The 25278-nt window shown below is 49.5% G+C and carries 13 protein-coding genes; 10 read left to right on the plus strand and 3 right to left on the minus strand.

Translation table 11 applies throughout. The features are described from left to right. Positions 1–2: 2 nt before the first annotated feature. Genes tdh through Dvar_RS12145 form a run of 3 tightly spaced genes read right to left on the minus strand, consistent with a single transcriptional unit; the run spans position 3 to position 3256 of the window. Complete coding sequence (gene tdh, locus Dvar_RS12135) at positions 3–1028, minus strand: L-threonine 3-dehydrogenase (protein ID WP_419661965.1); 1026 nt, start codon at positions 1026–1028, stop codon at positions 3–5. A gap of 8 nt (positions 1029–1036) precedes the next feature. Beyond that, positions 1037–2224: a glycine C-acetyltransferase gene (locus tag Dvar_RS12140; protein ID WP_419661966.1), complete on the minus strand. Its 1188-nt coding sequence runs from the start codon at positions 2222–2224 to the stop codon at positions 1037–1039. A 15-nt stretch (positions 2225–2239) separates the two neighbouring features. After that, positions 2240–3256 (minus strand): diguanylate cyclase, encoded by a 1017-nt coding sequence (locus Dvar_RS12145; protein ID WP_419661967.1) that lies wholly within the window; start codon positions 3254–3256, stop codon positions 2240–2242. Positions 3257–3618: 362 nt separating this feature from the next. Between Dvar_RS12145 and Dvar_RS12150 the strand changes: the two genes are divergently transcribed. The 10 genes from Dvar_RS12150 (at position 3619) to Dvar_RS12195 (ending at position 25094) form a co-directional block, all read left to right on the plus strand. Further along, on the plus strand, positions 3619–5574 hold the full coding sequence (locus Dvar_RS12150) for a response regulator (protein WP_419661968.1): 1956 nt from the start codon (positions 3619–3621) through the stop codon (positions 5572–5574). 126 nt (positions 5575–5700) lie between these two features. Beyond that, positions 5701–8370 (plus strand): response regulator, encoded by a 2670-nt coding sequence (locus tag Dvar_RS12155; protein ID WP_419661969.1) that lies wholly within the window; start codon positions 5701–5703, stop codon positions 8368–8370. 281 nt (positions 8371–8651) lie between these two features. After that, positions 8652–11564, plus strand: coding sequence for a filamentous hemagglutinin N-terminal domain-containing protein (locus Dvar_RS12160; RefSeq protein ID WP_419661970.1), 2913 nt, complete (start codon positions 8652–8654; stop codon positions 11562–11564). Between the two features lie 70 nt (positions 11565–11634). After that, on the plus strand, positions 11635–13389 hold the full coding sequence (locus Dvar_RS12165) for a ShlB/FhaC/HecB family hemolysin secretion/activation protein (protein ID WP_419661971.1): 1755 nt from the start codon (positions 11635–11637) through the stop codon (positions 13387–13389). Between the two features lie 15 nt (positions 13390–13404). Then, positions 13405–16086 carry a CHAT domain-containing protein gene (locus Dvar_RS12170; RefSeq protein ID WP_419661972.1) on the plus strand — a complete coding sequence of 894 codons (2682 nt, stop codon included), beginning with the start codon at positions 13405–13407 and terminating at the stop codon, positions 16084–16086. 752 nt (positions 16087–16838) lie between these two features. Then, positions 16839–17663: a hypothetical protein gene (locus Dvar_RS12175; RefSeq protein WP_419661973.1), complete on the plus strand. Its 825-nt coding sequence runs from the start codon at positions 16839–16841 to the stop codon at positions 17661–17663. A 150-nt stretch (positions 17664–17813) separates the two neighbouring features. Next, positions 17814–18857, plus strand: coding sequence for a hypothetical protein (locus Dvar_RS12180; protein ID WP_419661974.1), 1044 nt, complete (start codon positions 17814–17816; stop codon positions 18855–18857). 536 nt (positions 18858–19393) lie between these two features. Next, complete coding sequence (locus tag Dvar_RS12185) at positions 19394–20071, plus strand: hypothetical protein (protein WP_419661975.1); 678 nt, start codon at positions 19394–19396, stop codon at positions 20069–20071. Between the two features lie 139 nt (positions 20072–20210). Continuing rightward, positions 20211–23657 carry a M4 family metallopeptidase gene (locus Dvar_RS12190; protein WP_419661976.1) on the plus strand — a complete coding sequence of 1149 codons (3447 nt, stop codon included), beginning with the start codon at positions 20211–20213 and terminating at the stop codon, positions 23655–23657. A 762-nt stretch (positions 23658–24419) separates the two neighbouring features. Beyond that, positions 24420–25094 carry a hypothetical protein gene (locus Dvar_RS12195; RefSeq protein WP_419661977.1) on the plus strand — a complete coding sequence of 225 codons (675 nt, stop codon included), beginning with the start codon at positions 24420–24422 and terminating at the stop codon, positions 25092–25094. Positions 25095–25278: the final 184 nt, after the last annotated feature.

The raw sequence follows: 25278 nt of genomic DNA on the forward strand, positions 1-25278 counted from the left end.
AACTATTCCCAATCCAAAATGACCTTGCCCGACTGACCGGAATGCATGACCTCAAAGGCCTGTTTAAAATCGTCGACCTTGAATCGATGGGTGATCACAGGCGAGATGTCAAGGTGGCTCTGAAGCATGCTGGTCATCTTATACCAGGTTTCGAACATTTCGCGGCCGTAGATGCCCTTGAGTTTCAATCCCTTGAGAATGATCTCGGTCAGGTCCAGGGACACATCGCCGGTCGGAATACCCAGGATGGCCACCCGACCACCGTAGTTCATGGCCCCCAGCAGATCTCGAAAAGCCTGGACGTTGCCGGACATCTCAAGCCCCACGTCGAAGCCTTCTTTCATGTCCAGTTTTTTAACGGTGTCGCTGATGGAGGTCCGGGTAACATTGATGGCTTCGGTGACCCCCATGCGGGCGGCAAGCTTCAGCCGGTAGTCATTGACGTCGGTGATGACCACGTAGCGAGCACCCACATGGCGGGCGATGGCCACGGCCAAAATACCGATCGGGCCGGCCCCGGTGATCAGCACATCTTCTCCCACCAGATCAAAGGATAACGCCGTGTGCGCGGCATTGCCAAAAGGATCCAAAATCGAGGCGATCTCATCGCTGATCAGGTCGGGTACCGGGAATACATTGGTGGCCGGAACGCTGATATATTCGGCAAAGCATCCCGGACGATTGACTCCCACGCCGATCGTGTTGCGGCACAAGTGGCGTTTCCCGGCCCGGCAATTCCGGCAGTGACCACAGGTGATGTGACCTTCGGCCGAAACCCGCTGACCTTCCTTGAGACCCCGAACGTCACTACCGATTTCGGTGATGATACCGACGAATTCATGGCCAATGGCCATGGGGATGGGGATGGTTTTACGGCTCCATTCATCCCAGTTGAAAATATGGATGTCGGTGCCGCAGATCGCGGTTTTCTTGACCTTGATCAACACATCGTTGTGACCAACGCTGGGAAACGGAACCTCGTCCATCCAAAGGCCCGGTTCAGGCTTGAGTTTGACAATGGCTTTCATCGGATAACCTATATAACTTTCAGCGCTTTCCCGACCTTGATAAATGCATCAATGGCCTGATCCAGATGATCCCGGGTGTGGGCGGCGGACATCTGTGTGCGGATGCGTGCCTGGCCCTTGGGCACCACCGGAAAACTGAACCCCACCACATAAACCCCTTCCGAAAGCATTTGTGCGGCCATTTTCTGGGCTAATACGGCGTCTCCAAGCATGACCGGTATGATGGGATGGTCTCCGGGTACCAGTGTAAAGCCCGCCGCCTGCATGGCCTTCCGGAAATAGCGGCTGTTCTCCCTTAGCTGGTCCAATAAGGCCGGACTTTCATCCAGCATCTCCAGAACAGCGATGGATGTGGCCACAATCACTGGTGCCAGGGAATTGGAAAACAGGTAGGGGCGGGAGCGTTGCCGCAGCCAGGCGATAATCTCTTTGCGCCCCGAGGTGTATCCGCCAGAGGCACCGCCCAGGGCCTTGCCCAGGGTGCCGGTGAGAATATCCACCCGATCGGAGACACCGCAAAATTCAGGGGTGCCCCGACCATGATCGCCGATAAATCCCACGGCATGGGAGTCGTCCACCATCACCATGGCATGGTATTTTTCCGCCAGGTCACAGATGCCCTTGAGGTTGGCAATGATTCCGTCCATGGAAAAAACGCCATCCGTAGCGATAAGACGGAATCTGCAATCGGCTGAGGCGTTAAGTTGTTTTTCCAGATCGGCCATATCGTTGTTCGCGTAACGCAGGCGTCTGGCTTTGCACAGGCGAATGCCGTCGATGATACTGGCATGGTTGAGTGCGTCACTAATGACGACATCGTTTTCATCCAGCAAGGTTTCAAACAGCCCACCGTTGGCGTCAAAGCAGGAACTATACAATATCGTGTCTTCAGTTCCCAAAAAACGGCTGATACGCTCTTCCAGAATTTTATGGATGTCCTGGGTGCCGCAGATAAACCGAACCGAACTCATGCCGAACCCATGGGTGGCCAGGGCAGCCTGGGCTTTTTTGATCAGCTGGGGATGGTTGGATAGCCCAAGATAGTTGTTGGCGCAAAAATTCAGGACGGTTTTACCGTCTTTCACGGTGATGGCGGCCTGTTGGGCGGATGTGATCACGCGTTCATCCTTGTAAAGGCCCTCTTGTTTCAATTTCTCGATTTCACCAGCCAGGTGATCAAGCAGTTGTGTGCGCATCTAACAGATCTTCCTTTATGATTCGTGTCCGGTGACTTTATTGCGTCCCGTTTCCTTGGATTGATACAAGGCTTCATCCGCGCGATGGACAAAATCATCAGCAGCTTCCTTTTGCCGGTATATGGCAACACCAAAGGAGAGAGTGATACGGCCCAAACTTTCTCCGGTGTTTTTCTTTTTCAGGTCCAGGCTTTCAAATGTCTGGCGCAAGTTATCGGCCAATCTCATCGCCCCGTTAAAGGGCGTTTGGGGCAGGATAATGGCAAATTCTTCACCACCGATGCGAGCCGCATGGTCCTTGCCTTTGATGGATGATTTTATGGTCGAGGCGATCATGCGCAGCACATTGTCACCCACCAGGTGGCCGTGGGTGTCGTTGATTTGTTTAAAATGATCGATATCGGCCATGATCAAACACAAATCGGTTGCCGTTTGATTGGCGTTGTTGATGGCCTGCTGCAGACTTTTCTCAAAGCCGCGACGATTGGTGATGCGGGTTAACGGATCCAGCAATGCTTCATTGCGGTACTGCTGCATTTTGTTCTTTAATTGGTCGATCTCATGGGTGGCCTGCTGAAGTTGTTTTTTAAAGGAACTGCTGGTTAATTCCAGACGCTTGATTTCCGATTTGATCTGCTCCACGATCTTTTCCACATCCGTTTCCGAGAGATTGGGAACGATCGCCTCACCAATGCTCCCCAGATTATTTTCCGATTGGGAAAAATTTTGCCGGGTCGTCTGAATGGCACCGATGATTTCAGTGAATACTTTTTTAAGCTCTTCCCGAACCAGGGTGGTTACTTTCTCCTTGCCGCCGACGATGAACTGGTCATAAAGCGCTTGGCATAGCGATTCCGAAAAGGATTGCTTTTCTTCCAGGTGTTTGTAAATGGCGGCATTGAGCGCGTTGTTTTTCCCTGATGCGTATTCATACCAGACGCTGTAATTGACCGGGGTGGTGGTCAGACCATATTTGCCCATCGATTCTAGGGCAATTCGCAGATACTGCTTGGACTCATCATCGTATCGCATAGGCATCATTTCTCTTTAAATAATTGGAATGTTGGCAAGTTATCATATATTGCGGGTGGATCGTCCATTTGCCGACATGCGCTGGACCGAAAGAACAGATTAAGAAATTGTTGTTGATTTGTACTAGAATGTAAAAGGAAGGCGGAAACGTGTCAATTAAAATCCGGGTCCGGCTTTGGCGGCAGGATGCTCACAATTTGCTTGACCGTCTCTACCACGCAATGCATAATTTATTGACTTGAAAGTGTAATTTCAATTAATCCGTTTGAGCCTGCGGTCATCACCTGCAGTTGCCATACCCATTTCTCCCGTCGTATTTGTGCCTGGTGCGTGCGGCGGTGCACACTAAGGATAGCAATCCGATGAATAAAAAAATACTGGTGGTCGACGACAACCGCATGATCCTGAAATTCTTGTCCAATCTGTTGGAAGGGCAGGGACATGAGGTGAAAACATGTGAAGACGGGTTGGCCGCACTGAGCCTGCTGACCGCTTATCAGCCGGATATTGTTTTCGTGGATCTGATTATTCCTAAAATTGGCGGTGATAAGTTATGCCAGATTATCAGGACCATGGAGCATATGAAAAACTGTTATCTGGTCATCATTTCTGCTGCTGTGGCGGAGATGGGGCTGGATTTCAGAAAAATAGGCGTTAATGCCTGCATTGCCAAAGGTCCTTTTGGGCAGATGGGCAACCATGTGTTGGCGGCCGTCAAAGATGCCAGTGATCCGTCAAAGACCTCCACTGCTGATAAAATTCTCGGTATTTCCTCCGTAGACGGCTTGCCGGTATATGCGCGGCGCATGACCAAGGAATTGATCAACCGCAGCCGACATTTGGAAACCATTTTAGAAAGCATGACCGAGGCCATTTTGGAAGTATATACGGGTCGCGTGGTTTATGCCAACATGGCCGCGGTCAAACTGTTTGGTGTGCCTTTGGAAAACCTCCTGACGGCCAAGCCCCGTGAGCTGTTCGATGATGCATCCAGAAATCGCATCGACGCCCTGATGGGAGAAACGGCAACCCTGCCACCGGTAGTCGGGCTTTCCCAACCATTGGAACTGAACGGACGCCAGATCGTCATACGCAGTTTTCCGGTGAAAGCAGAGCCCGATACGACGATTTTGTTGATTACTGACATTACCGACCAGCGGGATCTGGAGTACCAACTTCAACATGTCCGGCGAATGGATGCCATTGGTAATCTTGCCGGTGGAATTGCGCATAATTTTAATAATCTGTTGATGGGAATCCAGGGCAACGTTTCGATTTTGATGCAGGACAAAAAAGAGGGGGACCCAGGATACGATGAATTGGCGGGAATTGAGCGATGTATTGATAGTGGTGCCAAGCTTACCAGGCAACTGTTGAGTTTTGCCAAAGGCGGCCGCTTTTCCTTAAGTTGTGAGGATGTAAATGAAATTATCGGCAAATCGGCCAGCATGTTTGCCAAAACCCGCAAAGAAATCCATGTGATTCAGCATCTGGACCCGCAACTGGCCGAGGCCGAGGTGGATGCCGCACAGATCGAGCTGGCTCTCATGGACCTGTATGTCAATGCGTGGCACGCCATGTCCAAGGGAGGGACGCTAAGCATCAGCACGGCCAACGCCACGTTGGATGAAGCGTTTGTGAAGCCTTTCAATCTTAGCGCCGGCCGTTATCTAAAAATCGATATCGCCGATACCGGTGCCGGTATGGACGAGGCGACCCTTCAACGGATATTCGAACCCTTTTACACCACCCGGCCCATGGGGGAGGGAACCGGACTGGGGCTGGCTTCGGTGTTTGGCATCATCGAAAAGCACAAGGGCATCATTACGGTAGACAGCGCCATTGGGGTGGGAACAACCTTTTCGGTGTATCTGCCGGCAGCCCAGCCGATGGCTGAAACATCAGCCGCGGTGCCGGTGGATCAGTCAACCCGAATGCCTGAGAAAGGAACGGGAACCATCCTGGTGGTTGACGATGAAGAATACATCCTCAAGGCCGACAAGGCGATGCTTACCGAGCTTGGGTATGATGTTTTGCTCGCTAAGGGCGGAAGGGAAGCCATGGGGGTGTTTGATCAATACAAGGATCAAATTGAGTTGTTAATCCTGGATTTGATCATGCCTGAAGTGGATGGGGAAACTGTTTTTGATTATGTCAAGTCGGTGCGGCCGAAGATGCGGGTCATTCTTTCTTCCGGTTACAGTATCGAAGGCCTTGCCGAATCCATTTTGGGAAAAGGCTGCGACGGCTTCATTCAAAAACCATACACGCTGAACCAACTTTCCCAGAAGATCAAACAAATCCTTACCGACGATTAACCCCAGGCGGATGTTTTTCCAAAAAAAGACCCGCGGGTTATCGATGGATGGGGACCAATTAAGGGCTGAAACCTTTAGCGCCTGTTTGAGAAGTCTGGATCAGGCTCTAAGGGTAGGAAACGCACCATGGTAGATTATTATCCAGCCCCACGGTCAAGGGGCCCGGACAATCAAGGGCGTGACCCAAAGAGAGAAAAGCGTTCGGGGAAACCAATCAAAAACCTTTTTTTGCTGGGGGTGGGCGTTGGATTTATCTACTGGGCGATGGCGTCACTGTTTTGCCAATTGACCACGCAAGACGGGACCTATCTTGATCATTTCTTCCATCCGGGTATCGACGAGATACTCAGCCGGGTATTGGCGCTTTGCTTTTTCGTTTTTTGGGGTGCTCTGGCCATAGGAACGATGTGCCGACGCCAGCGTGCATGTAAGGCCCTGTCCGACAGCGAGGAAAAATACCGCATCATTATTGAAAATATCGAAGATGGCTATTACGAGATCGATCGTGATGGACGCTTCATGATATTCAACAATTCCTTTCGCAGGATCACCGGATATGATGCTCTCGCCCTTCAACGGTTGGATTATCGCCTGCTTCTGACACCTGCGGAAACAAAAACGGTGATCCAGGCGTTTGATACCGTCCGGCAAACGGGGCGTCCGATCAAAGACCTGGGGTTCGTTATTGTGCGCAAAGATGGTACCCCATGCCTGGTAAAGACATCTGTTTCTCTCATTACCGACCGCCGGGGCAAGATGACCGGTTATCGCGGCCTTTTAAAAGACGTGAGCCGCCGACGGCAGGCGGATGCCCTGAAACAGGAGAAGGTTGCTGCCGAGGCGGCCAGCCGTTCTAAAAGTGAATTCCTCGCCAACATGAGCCACGAGATTCGGACACCCCTCAACGCGATTATCGGAATGGCGGAACTCTTGCTGGATTCATCCATGACTCGTGACCAGCGTGAGGATCTCAAGGTGGTTCAATCCGCCGCCTATGCCTTGTTGTCGGTTATCAATGATGTGCTGGATTTTTCCAAAATCGAAGCCGGTAAACTGGAACTTGAACGCTCGGCGTTTAACCTCAGGGATTTTCTTGGGGAGGCGTTAAAAATCCTGGCCATCAAGGCGCATGAGAAAAAAATAGAGCTGGCCTACCGGGTGGCGCCGGATGTGCCGGACCGGTTGATTGGCGATCCGCACCGGTTTCGTCAGATTCTTCTGAATCTGATCGGCAATGCGGTGAAATTCACCGATTCTGGAGAAATTGTCGTTTTTGCCCGCATTAAATCGCGCCAGGCGAATCAGCTACTGCTCCATGTTGCGGTCAGGGATACCGGCGTGGGTATTCCTGCCGGAAAGCAAGCATTGATTTTTGAAGCCTTCAGACAGGCCGACGGAAGTACCAACCGCAAATACGGTGGGACGGGGCTCGGGCTGGCTGTTTCCGCCCAGTTGGTGAATTTGATGGGGGGGCGCATTGGGGTTCGCAGCGAATTGGGCAAAGGCAGTGTCTTTCATTTTACGGTTGCCTTTGATGTGGATCCCGATGCCACGGATGGCACCGTCCTGCCGCGTGAACTGCATCTGGAGGGGTTGAACATTCTTGTTGTCGACGACAATGAAACCAATGCCAATATTCTGTGCGAAATGCTCTCCAGCTGGAAGATGGTTCCGAAATCGGCGCTGTCTGCCACCGCAGGTGCTGCGCTGATGCGAAAGATGAGAAAACGTGGCGTTGATTTTAAGCTGGCATTGATTGACTCGCAACTTCCTGATCCCGGGACGCTAACGCTGGTTCAGCAATTACTGCAGGAAACCGGAGCGGCCATGCGCATTATTACCATGCTCACCACAACGACCACCAAGGAGATGGACCGGTTTTATTTGGCCGGTGTGAGTGCCATGCTAACCAAACCCGTCCGCCCGTCAGATCTTCTGGATGCGATCGTCCAGGCCCTTTCAGAAAAGCATATTCTGACTGATCAACGGCGGAATCACAAAAAGGCCGGCCAGGACGTTACCATCCCTCAGCTTGATATCCTGGTTGCTGAAGACACACCCTTCAACCAAAAATACATCCGGCGGCTGCTGGACAGCTGGCATTGCCGCGCAACCATCGTCGGTAACGGCCGGCAGGCCCTGGACATCCTTTCCCGCCAGACATTTGATTTGGTATTGATGGATGTTCAGATGCCTGACATCGATGGCCTCACCGCTACCATGCGGATTCGTGAAATGGAAAAACAGACCGGCCGCCATGTGCCCATCATCGCCATGACGGCGCATGCCATGCGGGGCGATCGGGAGCGGTGTCTGGAGTCGGGCATGAATGACTATGTGCCCAAACCCATTTCAGCGGCGACGCTCTTGGAAACCATCCGTCGGGTACTGCCATCGACTGCTTCATCGTCCGCGGTTGAGGCGACCAAGCATACATCGACACCTGCCGATGATGACCGCACACTGGCGGAACTACTCGGCGCGTTCAACAATGATCCATCTTTTTTCAAGGACATTGCCGAGATGTTTATCTCTGATTATCCCCCCATGCTGGAAACCATCCAGCAGGCCATTGATGCCAAGGATGGCGAGCTTTTGGGGCGAACGGCCCACGCCATAAAGGGCATGGCGCGCAATTTTCAGATCGATTCGGCAGCTGACATGGCCTTGCGATTGGAGCAAATCGCAGGTAAGGGAGAATTCGGGCAGGCCACGGACCTGGCCCGCCAACTGGCTGATGCGTTGACCGCTTTTGAAGGGCGACTTAAACGGATGATGGGGCGGATCAACGATTGATTCCCTATTTTTAAGGGGCATGTTGGCCGCTGTCATGGGCAAGTGATTCTTACAACCTATATTATTCAACTTCGAGAAATGCTTATCGAGTGATACGAATCATAAAATAAACGGCTTGGTCAAAATTGGCATCAATCTGTTTGATCCATTTCGCCTCTCACTATAAATGCCTATCAAAAGGGCTATCTTTTTCTTTGTTTACATCAATTAAGAAAGATCTTTACATTTCTCAATACTTCTTTTACAAAGTAACGTCAATTTGAGAAAAAGTAGAGGTGGATATGGTGGATTCGTATTGCTTTCATAACTCTCGATGTGTTGTTTTAATATTCCTCATTACTTTAAGTATTCAGATTTTCATTGATATTTGTTATGCTGAAGTCAGCACCGACGGTTCGCTGGGGCCTGCGATCGATTTAACAGGCCCTGATTATGCCGTTACCTCTGACTTAGGACAGATACACGGTTCAAACCTTTTTCACAGTTTCCAAGAATTCAGCATTCAATCCGGAGAAAGCGCTACCTTCAGCGGGCCGGTTGGTATCAATATCAGTAATATCATCAGCCGGGTAACCGGTGGCAATCCCTCCTACATTAACGGCATGCTCCGATCAACCATCGATGGTGTCGATTTCTTCCTTTTGAATCCAAGTGGGGTGTTATTCGGCCCGTCCGCTGAACTGGATATTAACGGCTCGTTTCACGCCAGTACTGCGGATTATCTGCGTTTTGACGATGGTACCCTGTTTCAGGCTGACCCGACTCGGGAAAGCGTGTTGAGTGTGGCCCGACCTGAGGCCTTTGGTTTTCTGACTGACAATCCAGCAGATATTGAAGTTCGAAATTCTCATTTAGCCGCACCTTCTGGTGAAACCATTGCGTTAACAGGAGGTGACATCAGGATAAACGGTGCAGACATTACTGCTCCCGACGGCCGTATACAAATAGTGGCTGTTGGAAAAGCTGGCGATGTGAATTTCGAAGCTCCGGAAGTCCTGAGTGTCTCAGGTGGTGAGGGAGGCAGCGTCAACATATCTAATACGGCGCTTGCCGATTTGAACCATGCTTCTGATGCGGCCGGAACCGTAATTATTAGGGGCGGCCGGATAGAACTCAATGCCGTCTCCGTAGTAGCAGACGGCACACAGACAGAAAATGCCTATGATTATGCCTTGGATATAGAGTCAGGATCACTACTGGAACTGTCTGATAACAGTTATATTTTAGGATATTCATTGGGATCGGATAAGGGCCGTGACTTTCGAATAAAAGCCAATGAATTTGTAATGCAAAATGATTCATCGATTGATCTCATCGCTTACGATCAGGGCGTTGGCGGGGATATCCTTATCGATACACAAACATTTAGGTTGGAAGGCTCCTCAATAGTAAGTAAGGTATATGATCAGGGAGATGGTGGGGATATCAGCATCAATACCCAAACACTCACGCTGGAAAGTCAATCTTCTATCGAGGCATCGTCATATGAATATGGATATACCACAGGAAATATTGGATCCATTCGGATCAATGCTGCCGATAGCATCTTGGTGAGGGAATCATCTTCGATTAAAACTTCGGCTGGTTTGTTTAGCCAAGGAAACTGTGGATCTATACAGATCCAATCAGGTAGGTCTTTGGTGATTGATGGCAGTGATGACCAAGAGTTATCACCAGGTATAAAATCGATTGCCAACGGTTCAGGAAATTCCGGTGATATTTCAGTATGGACGGATTCCTGTGAAATACGGAACGGTAGCATATCAAGCGAAAAAGACTATGGCGTAGGAAATTCTGGGTCTCTATTGATAGAGGCAAACTCCATCCACTTGGATAATGGTACTATCAGCGCCACTGGGGGGTCGCCATTGGGCGGGGGAAATGTCGATTCTGGCGATATATCCATTCGTTCCAAAACGCTTGAGGCTTTCGATGGTTCTACTATTAAAGCCAACGTGTATGGAAGTGGCGATGCTGGTTCGATAGACCTTGTAGCCGAGAATGTCTTGTTTGTGGGGGGGCTGGATAGCTTGGGACTCAATAATTCTTCGGGTATCTACAATAGTACTAGTGGAACTGGTGATGCTGGCGACATACAAATCAGAACAAATTCTTTGACCTTACTGAATTGTGCGAATATCACTTCCGGCACGTCTGGAACTGGAAATGGAGGAGACATTTTCATCGAAACAAATGAACTTGCTGTAATGGGAGATCCTGACGACCAACACCTGCTGCAATTGTCATCCATTTCTACAAGCAGCTTTGTATCTTATAATGCAAGCAGCTCAGAAACAGGTAACGCTGGTAATATCAATATCACAGTAAAAGACACGATGCATCTATCAAAAGGCGGTTATGTGTCTGTTGGAACTTCGGGCACTGGTAAGGGAGGTGTGCTTGAGGTTTCGGCTGGAAATATTCTTATAAATGGATCAAACGCTTATACAACCGGCCTTTGGGCAAATAGTACAGGTGAAGGTGATGCCGGATCAATTCAGGTAAGTGCTGAGGACTTACGCATCCAGAATAGCGCACTTATTTACACCGAAGCGGAAATAGCAACAGGTGGAAACATCAATATCAACGCAGGAAATATCACATTATTAAATGGGGCGGATATCTATGCCAAAAGCACCGGCACATGCAATGCAGGGAATATCAACCTGCAGGTGTCCGGTTCAGTAAATGCGGATCGGTCCACCATCACCACAGAAGCGGCGATGGCCGATGGCGGAAACATCCGCATCATTGCCGGGGACAGGATTTGGTTGAGCGAGAGCGGGGTCTCCACCAGCGTAGGAGGTGGTCAAGATACCACCGGTGGAAACTTGGATCTGCAAGCCAAAAATGTGGTCTTGAAAGATTCGCAGCTGAAGGCCGATGCCTTCGAGGGCAACGGCGGAAACATCGCCATTACGGCCGACGGCTACTTGGCGGATCCGAGCAGCATCGTCGATGCCTCCTCTGCATTGGGCATCGACGGCATGGTGGATATCCGTGCGCCGTTCAGCAATTTGAGTGGCAGCCTCAAACCGCTTCCCAAGAATTTTTTAAGTGCAACCAACCTGCTGAAAGAACCATGCGAGGCGCGTGTGCAGGGAGGTGACTACGGAAGTTTTACCGTTAAAGGGCGTGATGCCTTACCCGTGCAGCCGGGTTCGCTTCAAAAAAGTCCGCTGTTGACGTTTTAGACTGTGCTGATCTGCCAACTGTTGGTCGTATCTGAACACCTGTAACTGAATTGAATAGAGAAAAAGTGCAATGGCATTCCGTATCCGATTATCCGCAGCCCGCTTGGGGTGTACCCTGGTTGTTTTTCTTTTACTTATCTTCCCATCACCGTTGGTAGCCCAGGAACGCCCCGGAATTGATCCCACGCTTAGATCCGGAGACCGTCAAGCCCCCCTTTTAAAGGATGATGAGGATGTGCTTCCCGCGCCGACAATTACCCCGCCTGAAATACCTGATGAGGATATAGGGTCCGGCGAACAGAGTCAGCTCGGTCCGCGAATAAAGGTTTGGGCCAAACAGATACGGACTATCGGGAACAAAACCTTTTCCGATGCGCAGCTAGCCCCAATCACCAAGCCTTTTCTCAACCAACAATTAGACTACCAGGACCTTGAGCAGATTCGTCGCAACCTGACCCTTCACTACATCCAAAACGGCTATATCAATTCAGGGGCTGTGCTGCCGGACCAGACCGTAACCGATGGGGTGGTAACTTTTGTGATTGTTGAAGGGGAATTGACGGAAGTCAATATTTCCGGAAACCGGTGGCTGCGTGACTGGTACTATCGGAGTCGTGTCCAGTTGGCGTCCGGACCACCGGTGAACATAACCAATTTGGAACAGCGCCTCCAACTGCTTCAGCAGGAGGACATGATCCGGCGCGTGCAGGCCGAGCTGAAACCGGGCATGGCCCCCGGAAAAAGTGTCTTGGCGTTGCAGGTGGCGGAGCGTCTTCCGGTGGATGTCTGGGTTGCATTCAACAATTATCAATCCCCTTCCGTGGGTGCCGAACGCGGGCTCATCGCTTTGGCGCATCGTTCCTTGACAGGCCTTGGTGACCGATTGAGTTTTACCTACGGGCGATCACGGGGACTCGACCCGCTGGTCGATGTGGCCTATCAGATTCCTTTCACACCATGGGATACCGAATTGGGGTTGCGTTATCGGAAGAATGATTTTGATATAGTCGAGGAACAGTTTAAGGACCTGGATATCGAAAGCGAATCGGAAATTTATGAAGTCAGACTGCGCCAGCCCGTCTGGCATACGACCAGCCATGAACTCGCAATAGGATTGATTGGCGAGCGGCTCCACAGTCAGTCATGGATCATGGGAACACCCTATTCATTTTCCGCCGGTACCGAGGATGGTGAATCCACTGTCGCTGCCCTGCGCTTTTTTCAGGAGTACCTTTATCGGACGCGGCAAAACGTGGTTGCCGTTAATTCTCGTTTTTCATGGGGATTGGATACCCTTGATGCAACCCAGCATGACAACGAGGAACCCGACGGACAGTTCTTTGCCTGGCTGGGACAGTTTCAATGGGCCGGCATCATTGATCCGTTAGACATTCAAACCATCCTGCGCACCGACGCTCAATTTAGTAACGAACCGCTTTTGGCGTTGGAGCAAATACCTGTGGGAGGCCGCTATTCCGTGAGGGGATATCTGGAAAACCAACTGGTGCGGGACAATGGGGTCGTCGCCTCTCTGGAGATAAGAATCCCGCTGATTCAAAACACCGTTTGGGCGGATTATCTGCAGGTGGCACCTTTTTTTGATTATGGCCAAGCATGGTACGAAGAGGCGTCTACGCCGGACCCACGGACCATCTTCAGTGTGGGGGTCGGCCTGCGCTGGGCGTTGACAATGATGACCGACCCGTTTCCCATTTCCACGGCACTGGAAGTGTATTGGGGGCATCAGCTTGAAGACGTGGAGAACGATGGGGATACGCTGCAGCATGATGGATTCCATTTTCAGTTGGCTGTTTCGGGATTTTAAATGAGGTTGTCTGGCATGAGAATCACGCATACAAAATGGTCTTATATAGTGTTTAAGATAATGTTTTTGGCAAGGCCAGAGGGAGGAAGCTGTATAACCAATACCGCGACGACCGATAACGCAGCCCAAAAACATTATCTTGAATGCTATAGCCTTCTTTTTCTCTGTTTCTTCACATTCTTGAGCGCATGTGCATCAAGGCCGGCAACAATCGATTCATCCCCAAGCCAAAACCACCTGGAGGCTGGTGACGCGAAAGTCCTTTTCGATGAAGGCGGCAACAGTCAACTACGCGGGGATTTGAGAAAGGCCTACATGCTATATCATCAGGCCGCGATCAAGTTTGAGCAGAATGGAGATATGGCCGGCCATTGCGACAGTTTGCTTCGATCCGCATACGTTTGCCTCTCTTTGGGGCATACGGATAAGGCTGCGGCAAACCTGCAAATCGCTGAGCAACTCGCTTCGACAATGGCGGATCAAGCGCGGCTCGGACGCGTTTATGCGCTGCAGGGCAATCTCGACCACTCCAACGGAAATGTTGAGGGTGCTCAAGCGAACCTGCAAAAAGCCGTATCTTTGGCGGAAAAGAACGGTCTTCCCTCAGTATTGATAGCTGTCCACAATGATTTGGGAAACCTTTTTGGCAGCACGCAACGCTATACCGAAGCGCTTGCCGAGTACCGGACCAGCGCATTATTGGCCGAGCAAAATGGCCAGCCGCTACGTAAAACCATCGCCCTGACCAATGGTGCCAGGGTTTGCATCGCCGATGCCGATCAATATCTAAAATATAAGAATAGAAGCCATTCAATTCAGAAGGTCGGTACATATCTCTCAGATAGTGATTTGGAAACCGACTCCCATCAACCGGCGAAAACCAAACGCGTTTCACGCAGCCGTGGGATCACGACTGTATTCGACAGCCGAACGGGTATCGATACTTCAATTGCTGGGGAAAAAACTGTTACGGCAATGTTTACCGACGCCCGCGCCATGCTCAAGGAAGCCGATGCATCCCTGGCGGATTTGCAAAACAGCCAGGATAAGATTCTCAACCAGATCAATCTGGGGTTGGCATTTATGGATCTTGGCGAGCGGTATCCCAAAACAGCCTCGACGAATTTCTCTGCTGCGAACCGCTTGTTCTTGCAAGCCGCCAAGAGCGCCCGGAACTTTCAAGATGCACGGTTATTGTCCTATGCCATCGGGAATTTAGGTCGTCTGTGCCATCAAGAAGGACAGCTTGAGCAGGCAAGCGAACTGACGAATGAGGCGATTTATTGGGCCGATCAAGCAAGCGCTCCTGAATCGCGTTACCGGTGGGAATGGGAACGTGCGCGCATTCTGACCGATCAAAACCATATTCAAGAAGCCCTCGCGGCATATCAGGATGCAATACTAACGTTAGCGTCGATACGTGACGAACTTTCCAATTGCTATGGCATGTATACAGGGGATTTGCGAAAAGCGGCCAATGAACTGTACCTCATGTATGTAGATGTGCTGTTGAGAGATGTTGATGATCTGACAGTCAGCGAACAGACAGAACGCTTGAAAATGGCACGGGAGGTGGTTGAGAAACGAAAGGTCTCCGAACTGCGGGACTATTTCAAAGACGATTGTCTCGGTCAGGCAGCCATTGAAACCAAAGCTGTGGACGAACTTCTCGACAAGGCCGTGGTGATCTACCCCATCCTTTTGTCTGACCGGTTGGAAATTATCGCCGCCTTTCCTAATGCAGCCAACCATGATGATGTGCCGGGCATGCCTACAGCGAAGATTCGTCACTATAAGACAGTAATCGATTCACAGATTGTCATGCGTACCGTAGATAAGTTTCGGCAATCCCTGGAGATCAAGGCCACCGACTACTGTCTCATACAAGCGAAAAACCTTTATGACTGGATTATTCGACCAATGGCAGCGGACCTTAGACAATCCCAAGCGGAAACACTGGTTTTTGTTCCGGATGGCGCACTGAGAAGCATTCCCATGGGCGCTCTTTACGACGGTTCGACGTATTTAATTCAATCTTATGGAATCGCGATTACACCGGGGCTCACCCTGACGGACCCAACGCCCATGAATCCTGAAAAAATCAGGGTCTTGGCTGCAGGCATACAGTCCGCGCACCAGGGATTTCAAGCCCTTCCCGGCGTGGGGGAAGAGTTACAGGCGATTTCATCCCTGCATCGTTCCAAGCTTTTAATCGACGATCAGTTTTCATTGGAGAATTTTGAAGAAGCCCTTCAGAAAGATCAATACAATATAGTGCATATCGCTTCCCATGGAACGTTTAGCGATACGGTTGCGGAAAGTTTTATTTTAACCGCCGATGAACGCCTCACATTCAACGACCTTTCCGAATTGGTTGGATTGTACCGTTTCCGCGAAAAGCCGCTGGAACTGTTAACCCTCAGCGCCTGTGAGACGGCCATGGGGAATGACCAAGCCGCACTGGGACTGGCTGGTATTGCCATTAAAATCGGGGCGCGTAGTGCTCTTGCAACCCTATGGGCAGTGGATGATCAGGCTGCGGCAAAGCTGATTACTGAATTTTATCAGCAGATATGCCATCCCAAAGTATCCCGGTCCGAGGCACTCCGGCAGGCAAAATTGAAAATGCTGGATGATCCGCTTCGAAGCCATCCTGGATACTGGGCACCGTTTATTTTGATCAATAATTGGTTATAAGGGATCCGTGCCAATCAGCGTTGAAGGAAAATACTTAATAATTATGGGAATAATTCCATATTGAGAAAAATATATCCTATCACATTGTGGCATCGTGCAAGGCTTTGCTTGAGAGATATTACTGAAATTTATAATAATTCTAAATTCATAGGCCAATTGTAACATTTGTACATTTTTTGCTTTCCTGCATTTAAATATCCTGTGATAATAACAAGACTTGAACTGGGCAATTCAAATTCTGGGAGGCAATAATGAGCTATCGTGTTGCCATGCTTACCCATTTTCATGCATACCAGAATTTGAATCGCCCAGTTTAGGCAAGAAAAACAGCCGCCCGATCAATGCGGTGGGTGTGTACGAATCTTTTTTCGTTGAATCCTGATGTTGAACATTAGATAGTGTCTGTCCAGAAATAGGAAAATTTGGTCGAGATCAAGGCGCCCGAAAAATTTTACCGGAGGCGCCCGAAGGAAGTGCCCTTGGGGTGCATATGGTTGATATTCCGAGGATAAAATTTTTCGCGCAACGCCGATATCGGGCAAATTAGCCATTTCTGGATGGGTACTATATAATTGCGAAAATTTTGATCTGTCACATGTCCGTTCAGGATATTCAACCGTCTGGTATTCACAAGAACGCCGGGATGCCCTGAAATTGGCGGATTGGTTTGTCCAATGCGGATTCTGCCAAAACGGACCATATCTGTGAAGTGTGATGACCCGCGCACCTTACACATGATCAAGGAATGCACAGTGAAAGAGGTCTATGATAACTACGAGTTTCTCAGGCGACTGACTGAGAAACGTTTTTCGGATATGATTTTAGCTGACGAAGCCTATTCCTATGCGTTTGACAAACTGGTTCAAGATGATTGGCGCCGCGTTCGCGCGTACAAAGGAAAATCATCGTTTCGCTATTATTTAGGTTGTGTCTGGTGCCGTCTGTTGGAGGATTTTGCGATCATGAAGTTCGGCAAAATCACGCCACCCCAATGGGTTAAGAAGCTGGGAAGCGAGTGGGAGGAACTTTTCAAATCCCTGTGCCGTCAACGATATTCAATAGACGAAACGGTAGAGACCATGATCGGCAGGGACACATGCGCATGGGATGCAAAGATGCTGGAAAACGCCGCCAGGCAAATTGTGGCCAGGATTCCTAACTGCGGCCATAAACGCGGCCCTGCATTTTCGTTTGACGACGACCAACATGATGGTATGGCCAACCCAGATTTTTTTGCTGACCATCCCGCTCCCGATGACATTGCCATTAACAAAGAGCGCTGGATTGCCCTGCAGGCCATGGCCAATGTATTTTTTAGCCCCTCGGCTTCCAATTGTCCAAATGAAAATGAAATGGACGATGGAAAGCTGGCCGCCCTGATCCGTGCCATCCGTGAACGTGTTCGGCTCAACGAAGAGGAACAATTGATGTTGACCGCACATTTCATCGATGGCGAACCGATCAGCACGCTCGGCAGACGGTTGGGGCGCAATCAAAACCAGATCCACGGCCAATTCAGACGGCTTAAAGAAAGGATTAAGACCTCGCTTACCGGATTGTTGGAAGCCTATCTTTAATCGTGCAATATTGACAAGAAGCAACATTATTTTACAATATGTTCATTGCCATTTTTTATTGCCGATGCATTAATTGTCGTCGAAACCACCGCCAAATTAGGACGATCTTTCCGTCTCTATTGTAAGAACCTAATTTCGATGAAAAAGAAAATGCCTGAAAATCAAATTGAAAAGCGGAAGGACGACATGCAAGACTATATGCATGTTATGCTATCGGTATTATCCCAGGAAAACGCTGAATCCAGTGATTGCCCTGATCCTGAAGACTTGGCGGCCTTTACAGAAGGCCGGCTTAAGGGAAATGAACACAAAGCGATCATGGCGCATCTGAACGACTGTACCGCATGCCGGCGTCATTGGTTGATGATTCAATCTGTATTGGAGGAAATGAGCTTTCGTAAGGTTACCTGGAAAGAAAAAATCCTTCACACGCTAAAAAAATTGACACCGCGTCGTATATTTACCGGTGCGGGGATCGGCATTGCCGTGGCGACCTGCTTAGTGTTGGTCGTTACAATCCCCCAAAAGGATAAGCTTCCCCAAATGATATCCAGATCCTACATGAACTTATCATCCAGTGACATTGCCCGGTACAATTCATTTGTCAGCAGAGGCGACGCAAAAGATTTGGGACAATTTCAACCTGAAAGGATGTCCGAATCTCGCACGGACACATCCCCCAATGAGATTGACCGGTATGATTCATTTGCCGACGATGACAAAGACAAAGCAATGGAGAAATTCCAACCCCAGCTACAACCACAATTCGAAGAACAATCGCAATCTGATGCGCTGATGGCGTTCAAGGCCGGTATTGCCCAAGGGCGCGCCCGTTTACTGAGCCAAACCAAAACAACCAATCAAGCGGAGGACCAGGAAGCGTTGTCCTCACCCCTGAATAGCTTGGGACGATGGGCGGTGCTGCTTCAGTGCGCTTGCATTTCCGAAAAACCGGTTTCGGAAACGTTCTGGTCCGATCAAGAGATGATTGCCCTTAAATTGCATGATGATATTAACCAATCCGCTACAGGCGAGATCGAGAAACATATCTTTATGCAAACGGTGATGACCATAAAGAACACGATTGGGCAGATCCGTGAGTCCGGCCAGCAGGCCAACGGATGCGAGGATATCAAAACGGCCATCAATTCGCTGGAAAACCACCTTTACTCAACACCAACCCTTCTCAATTGATCATCGTATTACCTCTTTCCCGTTTAATAATGCCAGGGCTGTTTTAACGACCGTTTCGGCCACCCGATGGCTCGATGCTGATGGTGGGCACTGCCCACCTCACATGGACCGGCGGTAAAGCCGGAAACTTTCTGAAGCATCAAACCCTATAGACAAATGGCGAACCGAAAAAAGACATCGTCGGTTGAGAAATTATTCACTGCCGGATGGTCATATGAAAAAAGTCACGACAAAAGTCGCTGTGGTTTCCGTCTAATTATTGCAAATGAATGACTCTGTACAAATCAAGCGAATCTGGTTCGTAAAACGCATATATTTCAGGATTAAATATGACATTCACGACAAGCGTAAAATATTATCTTTGCCTTTCAAGCACCTGCTGCAAAATTAAAGGCCAAATAACCCAATGCTACGTTGGCTGCCATCATGCACGAAAAGAACTGGCGGTTTTGTCGCTCGTCTTTCTCTTTTCTATTCTATCGGTATCTTCTCTACAAGCTTGCCAACTGAAAGCCGACAGTAAGGAAACTATTTCTATGAATCAAAAAAGTGGTATTCCAGAATTGCCAACCGGCGTCGAACTGATCAGGGACCCGTCAAATGGGACCATCCGGCTCCTCAAAGGCACCGGTCTTACAAGCTCATTGATGAAAGATGAGGATTTTAACAAGGCCGTCACCAGTGGAACGCCTGATGAGATATCCATCGCATTCATCAATGCTTATCGCAGGCTCTTCAAGCTGCAAGATCCCATCAATGAACTCAAAGTGAGTAAAATACAAACCGATTCGCTTGGCATGACCCATGTCCGATTGACCCAGCAATATAAAGGCATCGAGGTTTGGCCCGCCGATATCAATGTCCACCTCAATAAGGATGGCGATGTTTATTTGGTTCAGGGCCGCTATGCAAAAACGCCGTCGGATGTGGTTCAACATGCGCGTTTGGATGAAGTGGATGCGCTTGGTGTAGTTTCCAAGGACGTGGGCATGGCAATCGACAACTTGCGAAATTTTCGCACCAAATTGATCATTTATTGTGGATTGTCAGACTCGCCCAGACTTGGCTACCAGATCGATGCTGACATTAGCGTGGATAATGCGTGGCAATATGTTGTGGATGCCCAAAACGGCAAGATCCTGGAGAAAACGTCAGCCATCCAAAACCAGGGTAGAGGGCGTCAACCATCGCATGGGAAAATTATTTTGAAATAACTTTTATCATTGAGAGCCTGATCCAGACTTCTCAAACAGGCTCTGAGGTTACGAAAGGGGGTTGATTGTGAAATCTTGTTGCAAATCGTTTTCGCTGTGCATCGTTTTTTTATTAGTCGTTCTGACAACGATCTTTTCGATGCCAAAAGGCTTGGTGGCTGAGGAAAGTCAACAACTAACCAGGCCAATACCGCTGATTTCAGAAGAGGAGGCAGTCTCTGTCCCTACACCGGTCGAGTACTTAAGTACAACAGAATCGGTTGCGGGAGAAAACCGGGTGGAAACGGTTCGAAAAAGGTTCCAATCCGCCATGGAACAACTCGGACGACCTGTTGAAACCGCTGAACAGAACATAAAACAAACCCAAAAAAACACGATCGCTGCCGATGCCGGTTCGCAATTGCGAAGTGGTAGCCAGGCCGGGCAGGCGATCAAACCGACCGATGCCGATCTGGATGTGCATTACCGTCCCTTTGCCGGAACGCCTCGACAGATAAAAATGAAAGCAAGTGCGGCGACCGGCAGATCGGCGGGCAAGCTAAGCAACGCGATGGTCGACATGGCCCCCGGTAAAGACCGGGATGTTTCCACGGCGCGTGCTTTTTTACGGGAACACAGCGGCCTCTTGAAACTTGCGGATACAGACAAGGAATTGTCGCTCATGCGACATTGGACAGACGATTTAGGCCACACCCATCTTCGCTACACGCAGACTTACAAGGGACTTCCTGTCTGGCCGGCAGAGCTCAATGTTCATCTGGATGCGGACGGTGATGTCGATCTGGTCAATGGCGCTTATGTGGCCACCCCTCGCCGGCTGGTCGACACCCCCGTGGTCTCCCAGGATCGTGCGGAAGGGATTGCAACCCGCCATGTTCAAAGCGCTGAGTCGCCGGATACGGTGACCAGCGAACTGATTGTCTACGCTCCGGGATCCAGTGCCGCCCGGCTCTCCTGGAAGATCCGGGTAATCAAAGCGCCGGCAGCGGACTGGTTGGTGGTCGTCGATGCGCTCAACGGCAATATCCTCACGTCCTACAATCAGGTCAATACGGATGGGGAAAGCGGGGCCGGCACGGACCTGACCAATACCACCCGCAATCTGAATCTCTGGTATGAGGATGATCGATACTATTTGATCGACACCAGCAAAGCGATGTACGACGCTGCATCGGACCCACCCGCGCTGGACCAGACCAACGGCGCAATTGTCGTTCTCGATATGGAAAACAACGAGCTTCCCGATGAGGGTCAGTTTTCTGCGAGATACATTACCTCTACCAGCAGCAATGCCGGGTGGCTTCCGGACGGTGTCAGTCTGGCCTATAACCTTTCTCAAACATACGATTACTTTCATACCGTTCACAATCGGAATTCCATTGACGGTGAGGGTGGAAATATCCTTGGCTTTGTCCGTTTGGGCAGTGGTTTAGATAATGCTTTTTGGAACAGGAATACTAAAGCCTTGTTTTTCGGCGATGCGAATATATATGCCGCGGCGTTGGATGTAGTGGCCCATGAATTCACCCACGGGATTACCAATTTTACTTGTAATTTGGTCTATCGGGATCAACCCGGCGCTTTGAATGAAGCCTTTTCTGATATATTCGGGGAAATGGTGGAGGCGCATGCCACCGGGGCTACGGATTGGATCATGGGAACGGTTCTTGGTGATAGCCTCCGCAATTTGAAAGATCCCTCATCCATGGAGATCACCGCCGGCTACGCTTATCCATCTAAGATGAGCGAGTTCTATAGCCGCGACAGTGAATTACTGCAAATGCTGCAGGATGAGGATTATGGGGGCGTGCACATCAACATGACCATCGTCACGCATGCCTTCTATCTGCTGGCCGAAGGCTTGACCGATGCAATCGGCCAAGACAAGGCGGCGGCGATCTTTTACCGCGTGCAAACTGTCCATTTGGTGACCAATTCTCAGTTTGTCGACATGCGCCTGGCATGCATCCAGTCGGCCGAGGAACTCTACGGTACCGATTCGATAGAGGCGCAAAAGGTGGCGGAAGCGTTCGATGCGGTGGAAATTGTTGATGATGATGGAACCACTGATCCCGAGCCCAGTGATCCGGTTTCCGGTGAAGATTCCTATCTTTTTGTCTCTTACAGGCAGAATGACGGTTACTATCTGGCGCGGCGCGAGGCCGCACAGGGAGATAATGAGTACGGCAGCTGGTTGTCTGCCAGCCCGGTAAAACAGGCGCGTCCATCCGTATCCGGAGATGGCGAACTGGCCTTTTTTGTGGATGCCTCCAACGACGCCTGTTTTATCGCGACCAATAATTATGGTTCAGAGGCGTGCCTGGGAATGCCGGATCAAATCCATTCGGTTGCCATGTCGCCCGATGCGCAGGTCTATGGGTTTGTTCTGCTGGATGATGATGGTGATCCTACGGATCAGATCATGGTGATCGATTTGCGCACTGATGATCCAGGCAAGGTGTTCGACCTGGTCGCCCCGGGAACGGAAGGCTACTCTGTTCAAACGGTGGTATACGCGGACTCCATGGATTTTACCTCGGACAACCGTTACCTGATGTACGACGCCTATAACATCCTGGCACTGGAAGACGGGAGTCAAATCGGCGTTTGGAGCATCTATGCCATTGATTTGGAAACCGAACAAACATATGCCCTTCTCGAGCCGACACCGGAATATGATATCGGCTATCCTGCCCTCAGCCAGTCCACCGACCATATGCTGACCTGGGATAATTACCACACCGCTACAGGCGTTTCCACCGTGGCCGCGGGGAACCTGATCACAGGCGATGCTGTTGCCGTGGGCACCGTGGTCGGCGCTTTTGGTGTGCCCGGTTACAATGGCGACGATTCCGGCATTGCTTATGGACAGGTTGATGCGACCTATGTCACTGGGTATTCCATGGAACTTCAACCGCTCGAAAGCGATATGATCACACCCACAGGAAACCCATCAACCGATCTGGTTGACGCCGAATTCGGAGTGATTTACCGGCGTGGAACATATACGGCTTCTGTTGCGGATATCTCACTTTCCTCCACAAGTGTGAACTTCAGCGATACCATCCTGAATCAAACAGCAACCCAGACGATTACCATAGAAAACAGCGGTAGTGCCGACCTGATGATTGGAAATTTAGAATTGACCGGAGCAAATCAGGCAATGTTCGATTTCAGAAGCAGTTGCATCGGTCAGCAACTTCCGGCGGGCGGTGCCTGCTCGGTAAACGTCGACTTCACACCAACATCTCTCGATTCAAAAACAGCTACGCTGACGGTTAGATCTGATGATCCGGACACTCCCGTGGTGGATGTCTCGCTAGCCGGTTCAGGCGTCGCTGGATACGACGGCACAAATGACGGCGGGGATGACGGCACGGATGACGGCGGAAACAACGGCACAGGCGATGACGGGGATGATGGCACAGATGATGGAGGGGATGATGGAGGGGATGATGGTGGCGGCGGTGGTTGTATGATCAGCACAATCAGCAGCGGTATGAGTGATATCAACAAAATCGGATTGATTTTACCGTTGCTATTTTGTTTGATAATAATTGATATCTGCTACTGTCGTCGTTTTTAACTGAGAATAGAAATGTTGATAGAGGGAATAGCAATGCCCGCTTGCTATTCCCTCTTTTTATTTTTGTGGCTTGCATCTTGAACGGCAAAAGCCGCCTTTGGCAACCAGTTTTACAGCGTTGATCTAAAATTTTTTTTCAGCATCGGCGGTTTGAAAGTCGTCGGGTGTTGGTGACTACCTTTTATTGAAAATTCGAATAATTGATGTTGATTTTTAGGCGATGCTTAAATGGCGTCGCTAAAAAAATGAGATCCTCTCATCATAATCTAACTGTTTCAATTGTTGACATATTGGGAAATAGAAACTACAAAGACTGATACTCACAATCGGAATTATTAATTTAACGGAATTTAGAAAGTTTATAACTATTTTTTATAATTGATAATATGGAGATTTTCCAAGGGAGACAAAAACCCATCTCTTTATAGCACAACCTATTGTACGTAAAGGGATAATATGCAAAACAAAATTTCAAGCGTTTTTCTCTTCAATATTGGGGCAAAGCTGACCGGCATAAACTGATTTGTAAAACGCACATATATTGAGGATTGAAATATGACATTCAACAAAAGGGTCAATGTTTCTCTTTGGCTTTTATACGCCTATCGAAAAATCAAGTTTCAATTTAAAAAAAGCTTTCCTGATAACCGTAACGCATTGAAAATTATCTCGTCTTTTCCTCTTGTAGTTTTTATTTTTCTCCTCTCAATATCTTCTCTTCAGGCTTGTCAACAGATCGTTGCGCCAACGGATACTATCGCCATGAACCAGGACAATGATCCAAAATTGCCGGCAGGCGTTGAATTGATCAGGGACTCGTCGGATGGAACCGTCCGGGTTCTCAAAGGCGACGGCCTTTCAACGCCATTGATGACGGACGAAGATTACAGCAGGGCGGTTGCAGGCGGAACGCCTGGTGAGATATCCATCGCATTTATCAATGCTTATCGCAGGCTTTTCAGGATCGATGATCCAACACGTGAAATGATTGTGAGTGCCATAAAAACCGATAACCTTGGCATGACGCATGTCAAATTAAAACAGCAATATAAAGGCATTGAGGTTTGGCCTGCCGACATCAACGTCCATCTCAACAAGTCTGGTGATGTGTATCTGGTTCAGGGCCGCTATACGCAAACACCATCAGCCATCAATCAAAAAGCATCCCTGGTTGAATCTGAGGCGCTGGATGTCATTTCCAGAGATATAAAAGTCGAGAAAGACAAGTGGCGCAAATGGCGCACGCAACTGATTGTTTATTGCGGATTGCCAAAGTCGCCTCAACTGGGATACCGGATATATGTCGAGATCCGTGTGGATAACGCTTGGAATTATATTGTCGATGCCCAAACGGGCTCGATTATGGAGAAAACGTCTGCCATTCAAAACAAGGGTGGGGGTTGCAACCCATCCGCTGGGAAAATCATTATGAAATAAATTTTATTCTTACGGTGTGAAAAGGAGGTTGGTGGTGAGATTTTGCTGCAAGTCGAGTTCAACATGCATCGTTCTAATTTTGGTCTTATTGGCATCCGTTTTCTCAAATACAGGAGGCCATGCGGCTCAGGAAAAATCCCAAATAACTGAGCCCATACCGATTGCCTCTGAAGCGGACGTCCCC

It is taken from the genome of Desulfosarcina variabilis str. Montpellier (assembly GCF_048565275.1).
GTDB lineage: Bacteria > Desulfobacterota > Desulfobacteria > Desulfobacterales > Desulfosarcinaceae > Desulfosarcina > Desulfosarcina variabilis.

Coding starts and splice junctions, on each gene's coding strand:
- tdh (WP_419661965.1), bottom strand. CDS start 1,028: ATGAAAGCCATTGTCAAACTCAAGCCTGAACCGGGCCTTTGGATGGAC.
- Dvar_RS12140 (WP_419661966.1), bottom strand. CDS start 2,224: ATGCGCACACAACTGCTTGATCACCTGGCTGGTGAAATCGAGAAATTG.
- Dvar_RS12145 (WP_419661967.1), bottom strand. CDS start 3,256: ATGCGATACGATGATGAGTCCAAGCAGTATCTGCGAATTGCCCTAGAA.
- Dvar_RS12150 (WP_419661968.1), top strand. CDS start 3,619: ATGAATAAAAAAATACTGGTGGTCGACGACAACCGCATGATCCTGAAA.
- Dvar_RS12155 (WP_419661969.1), top strand. CDS start 5,701: ATGGTAGATTATTATCCAGCCCCACGGTCAAGGGGCCCGGACAATCAA.
- Dvar_RS12160 (WP_419661970.1), top strand. CDS start 8,652: ATGGTGGATTCGTATTGCTTTCATAACTCTCGATGTGTTGTTTTAATA.
- Dvar_RS12165 (WP_419661971.1), top strand. CDS start 11,635: ATGGCATTCCGTATCCGATTATCCGCAGCCCGCTTGGGGTGTACCCTG.
- Dvar_RS12170 (WP_419661972.1), top strand. CDS start 13,405: ATGAGAATCACGCATACAAAATGGTCTTATATAGTGTTTAAGATAATG.
- Dvar_RS12180 (WP_419661974.1), top strand. CDS start 17,814: ATGCCTGAAAATCAAATTGAAAAGCGGAAGGACGACATGCAAGACTAT.
- Dvar_RS12185 (WP_419661975.1), top strand. CDS start 19,394: ATGAATCAAAAAAGTGGTATTCCAGAATTGCCAACCGGCGTCGAACTG.
- Dvar_RS12190 (WP_419661976.1), top strand. CDS start 20,211: ATGCCAAAAGGCTTGGTGGCTGAGGAAAGTCAACAACTAACCAGGCCA.
- Dvar_RS12195 (WP_419661977.1), top strand. CDS start 24,420: ATGAACCAGGACAATGATCCAAAATTGCCGGCAGGCGTTGAATTGATC.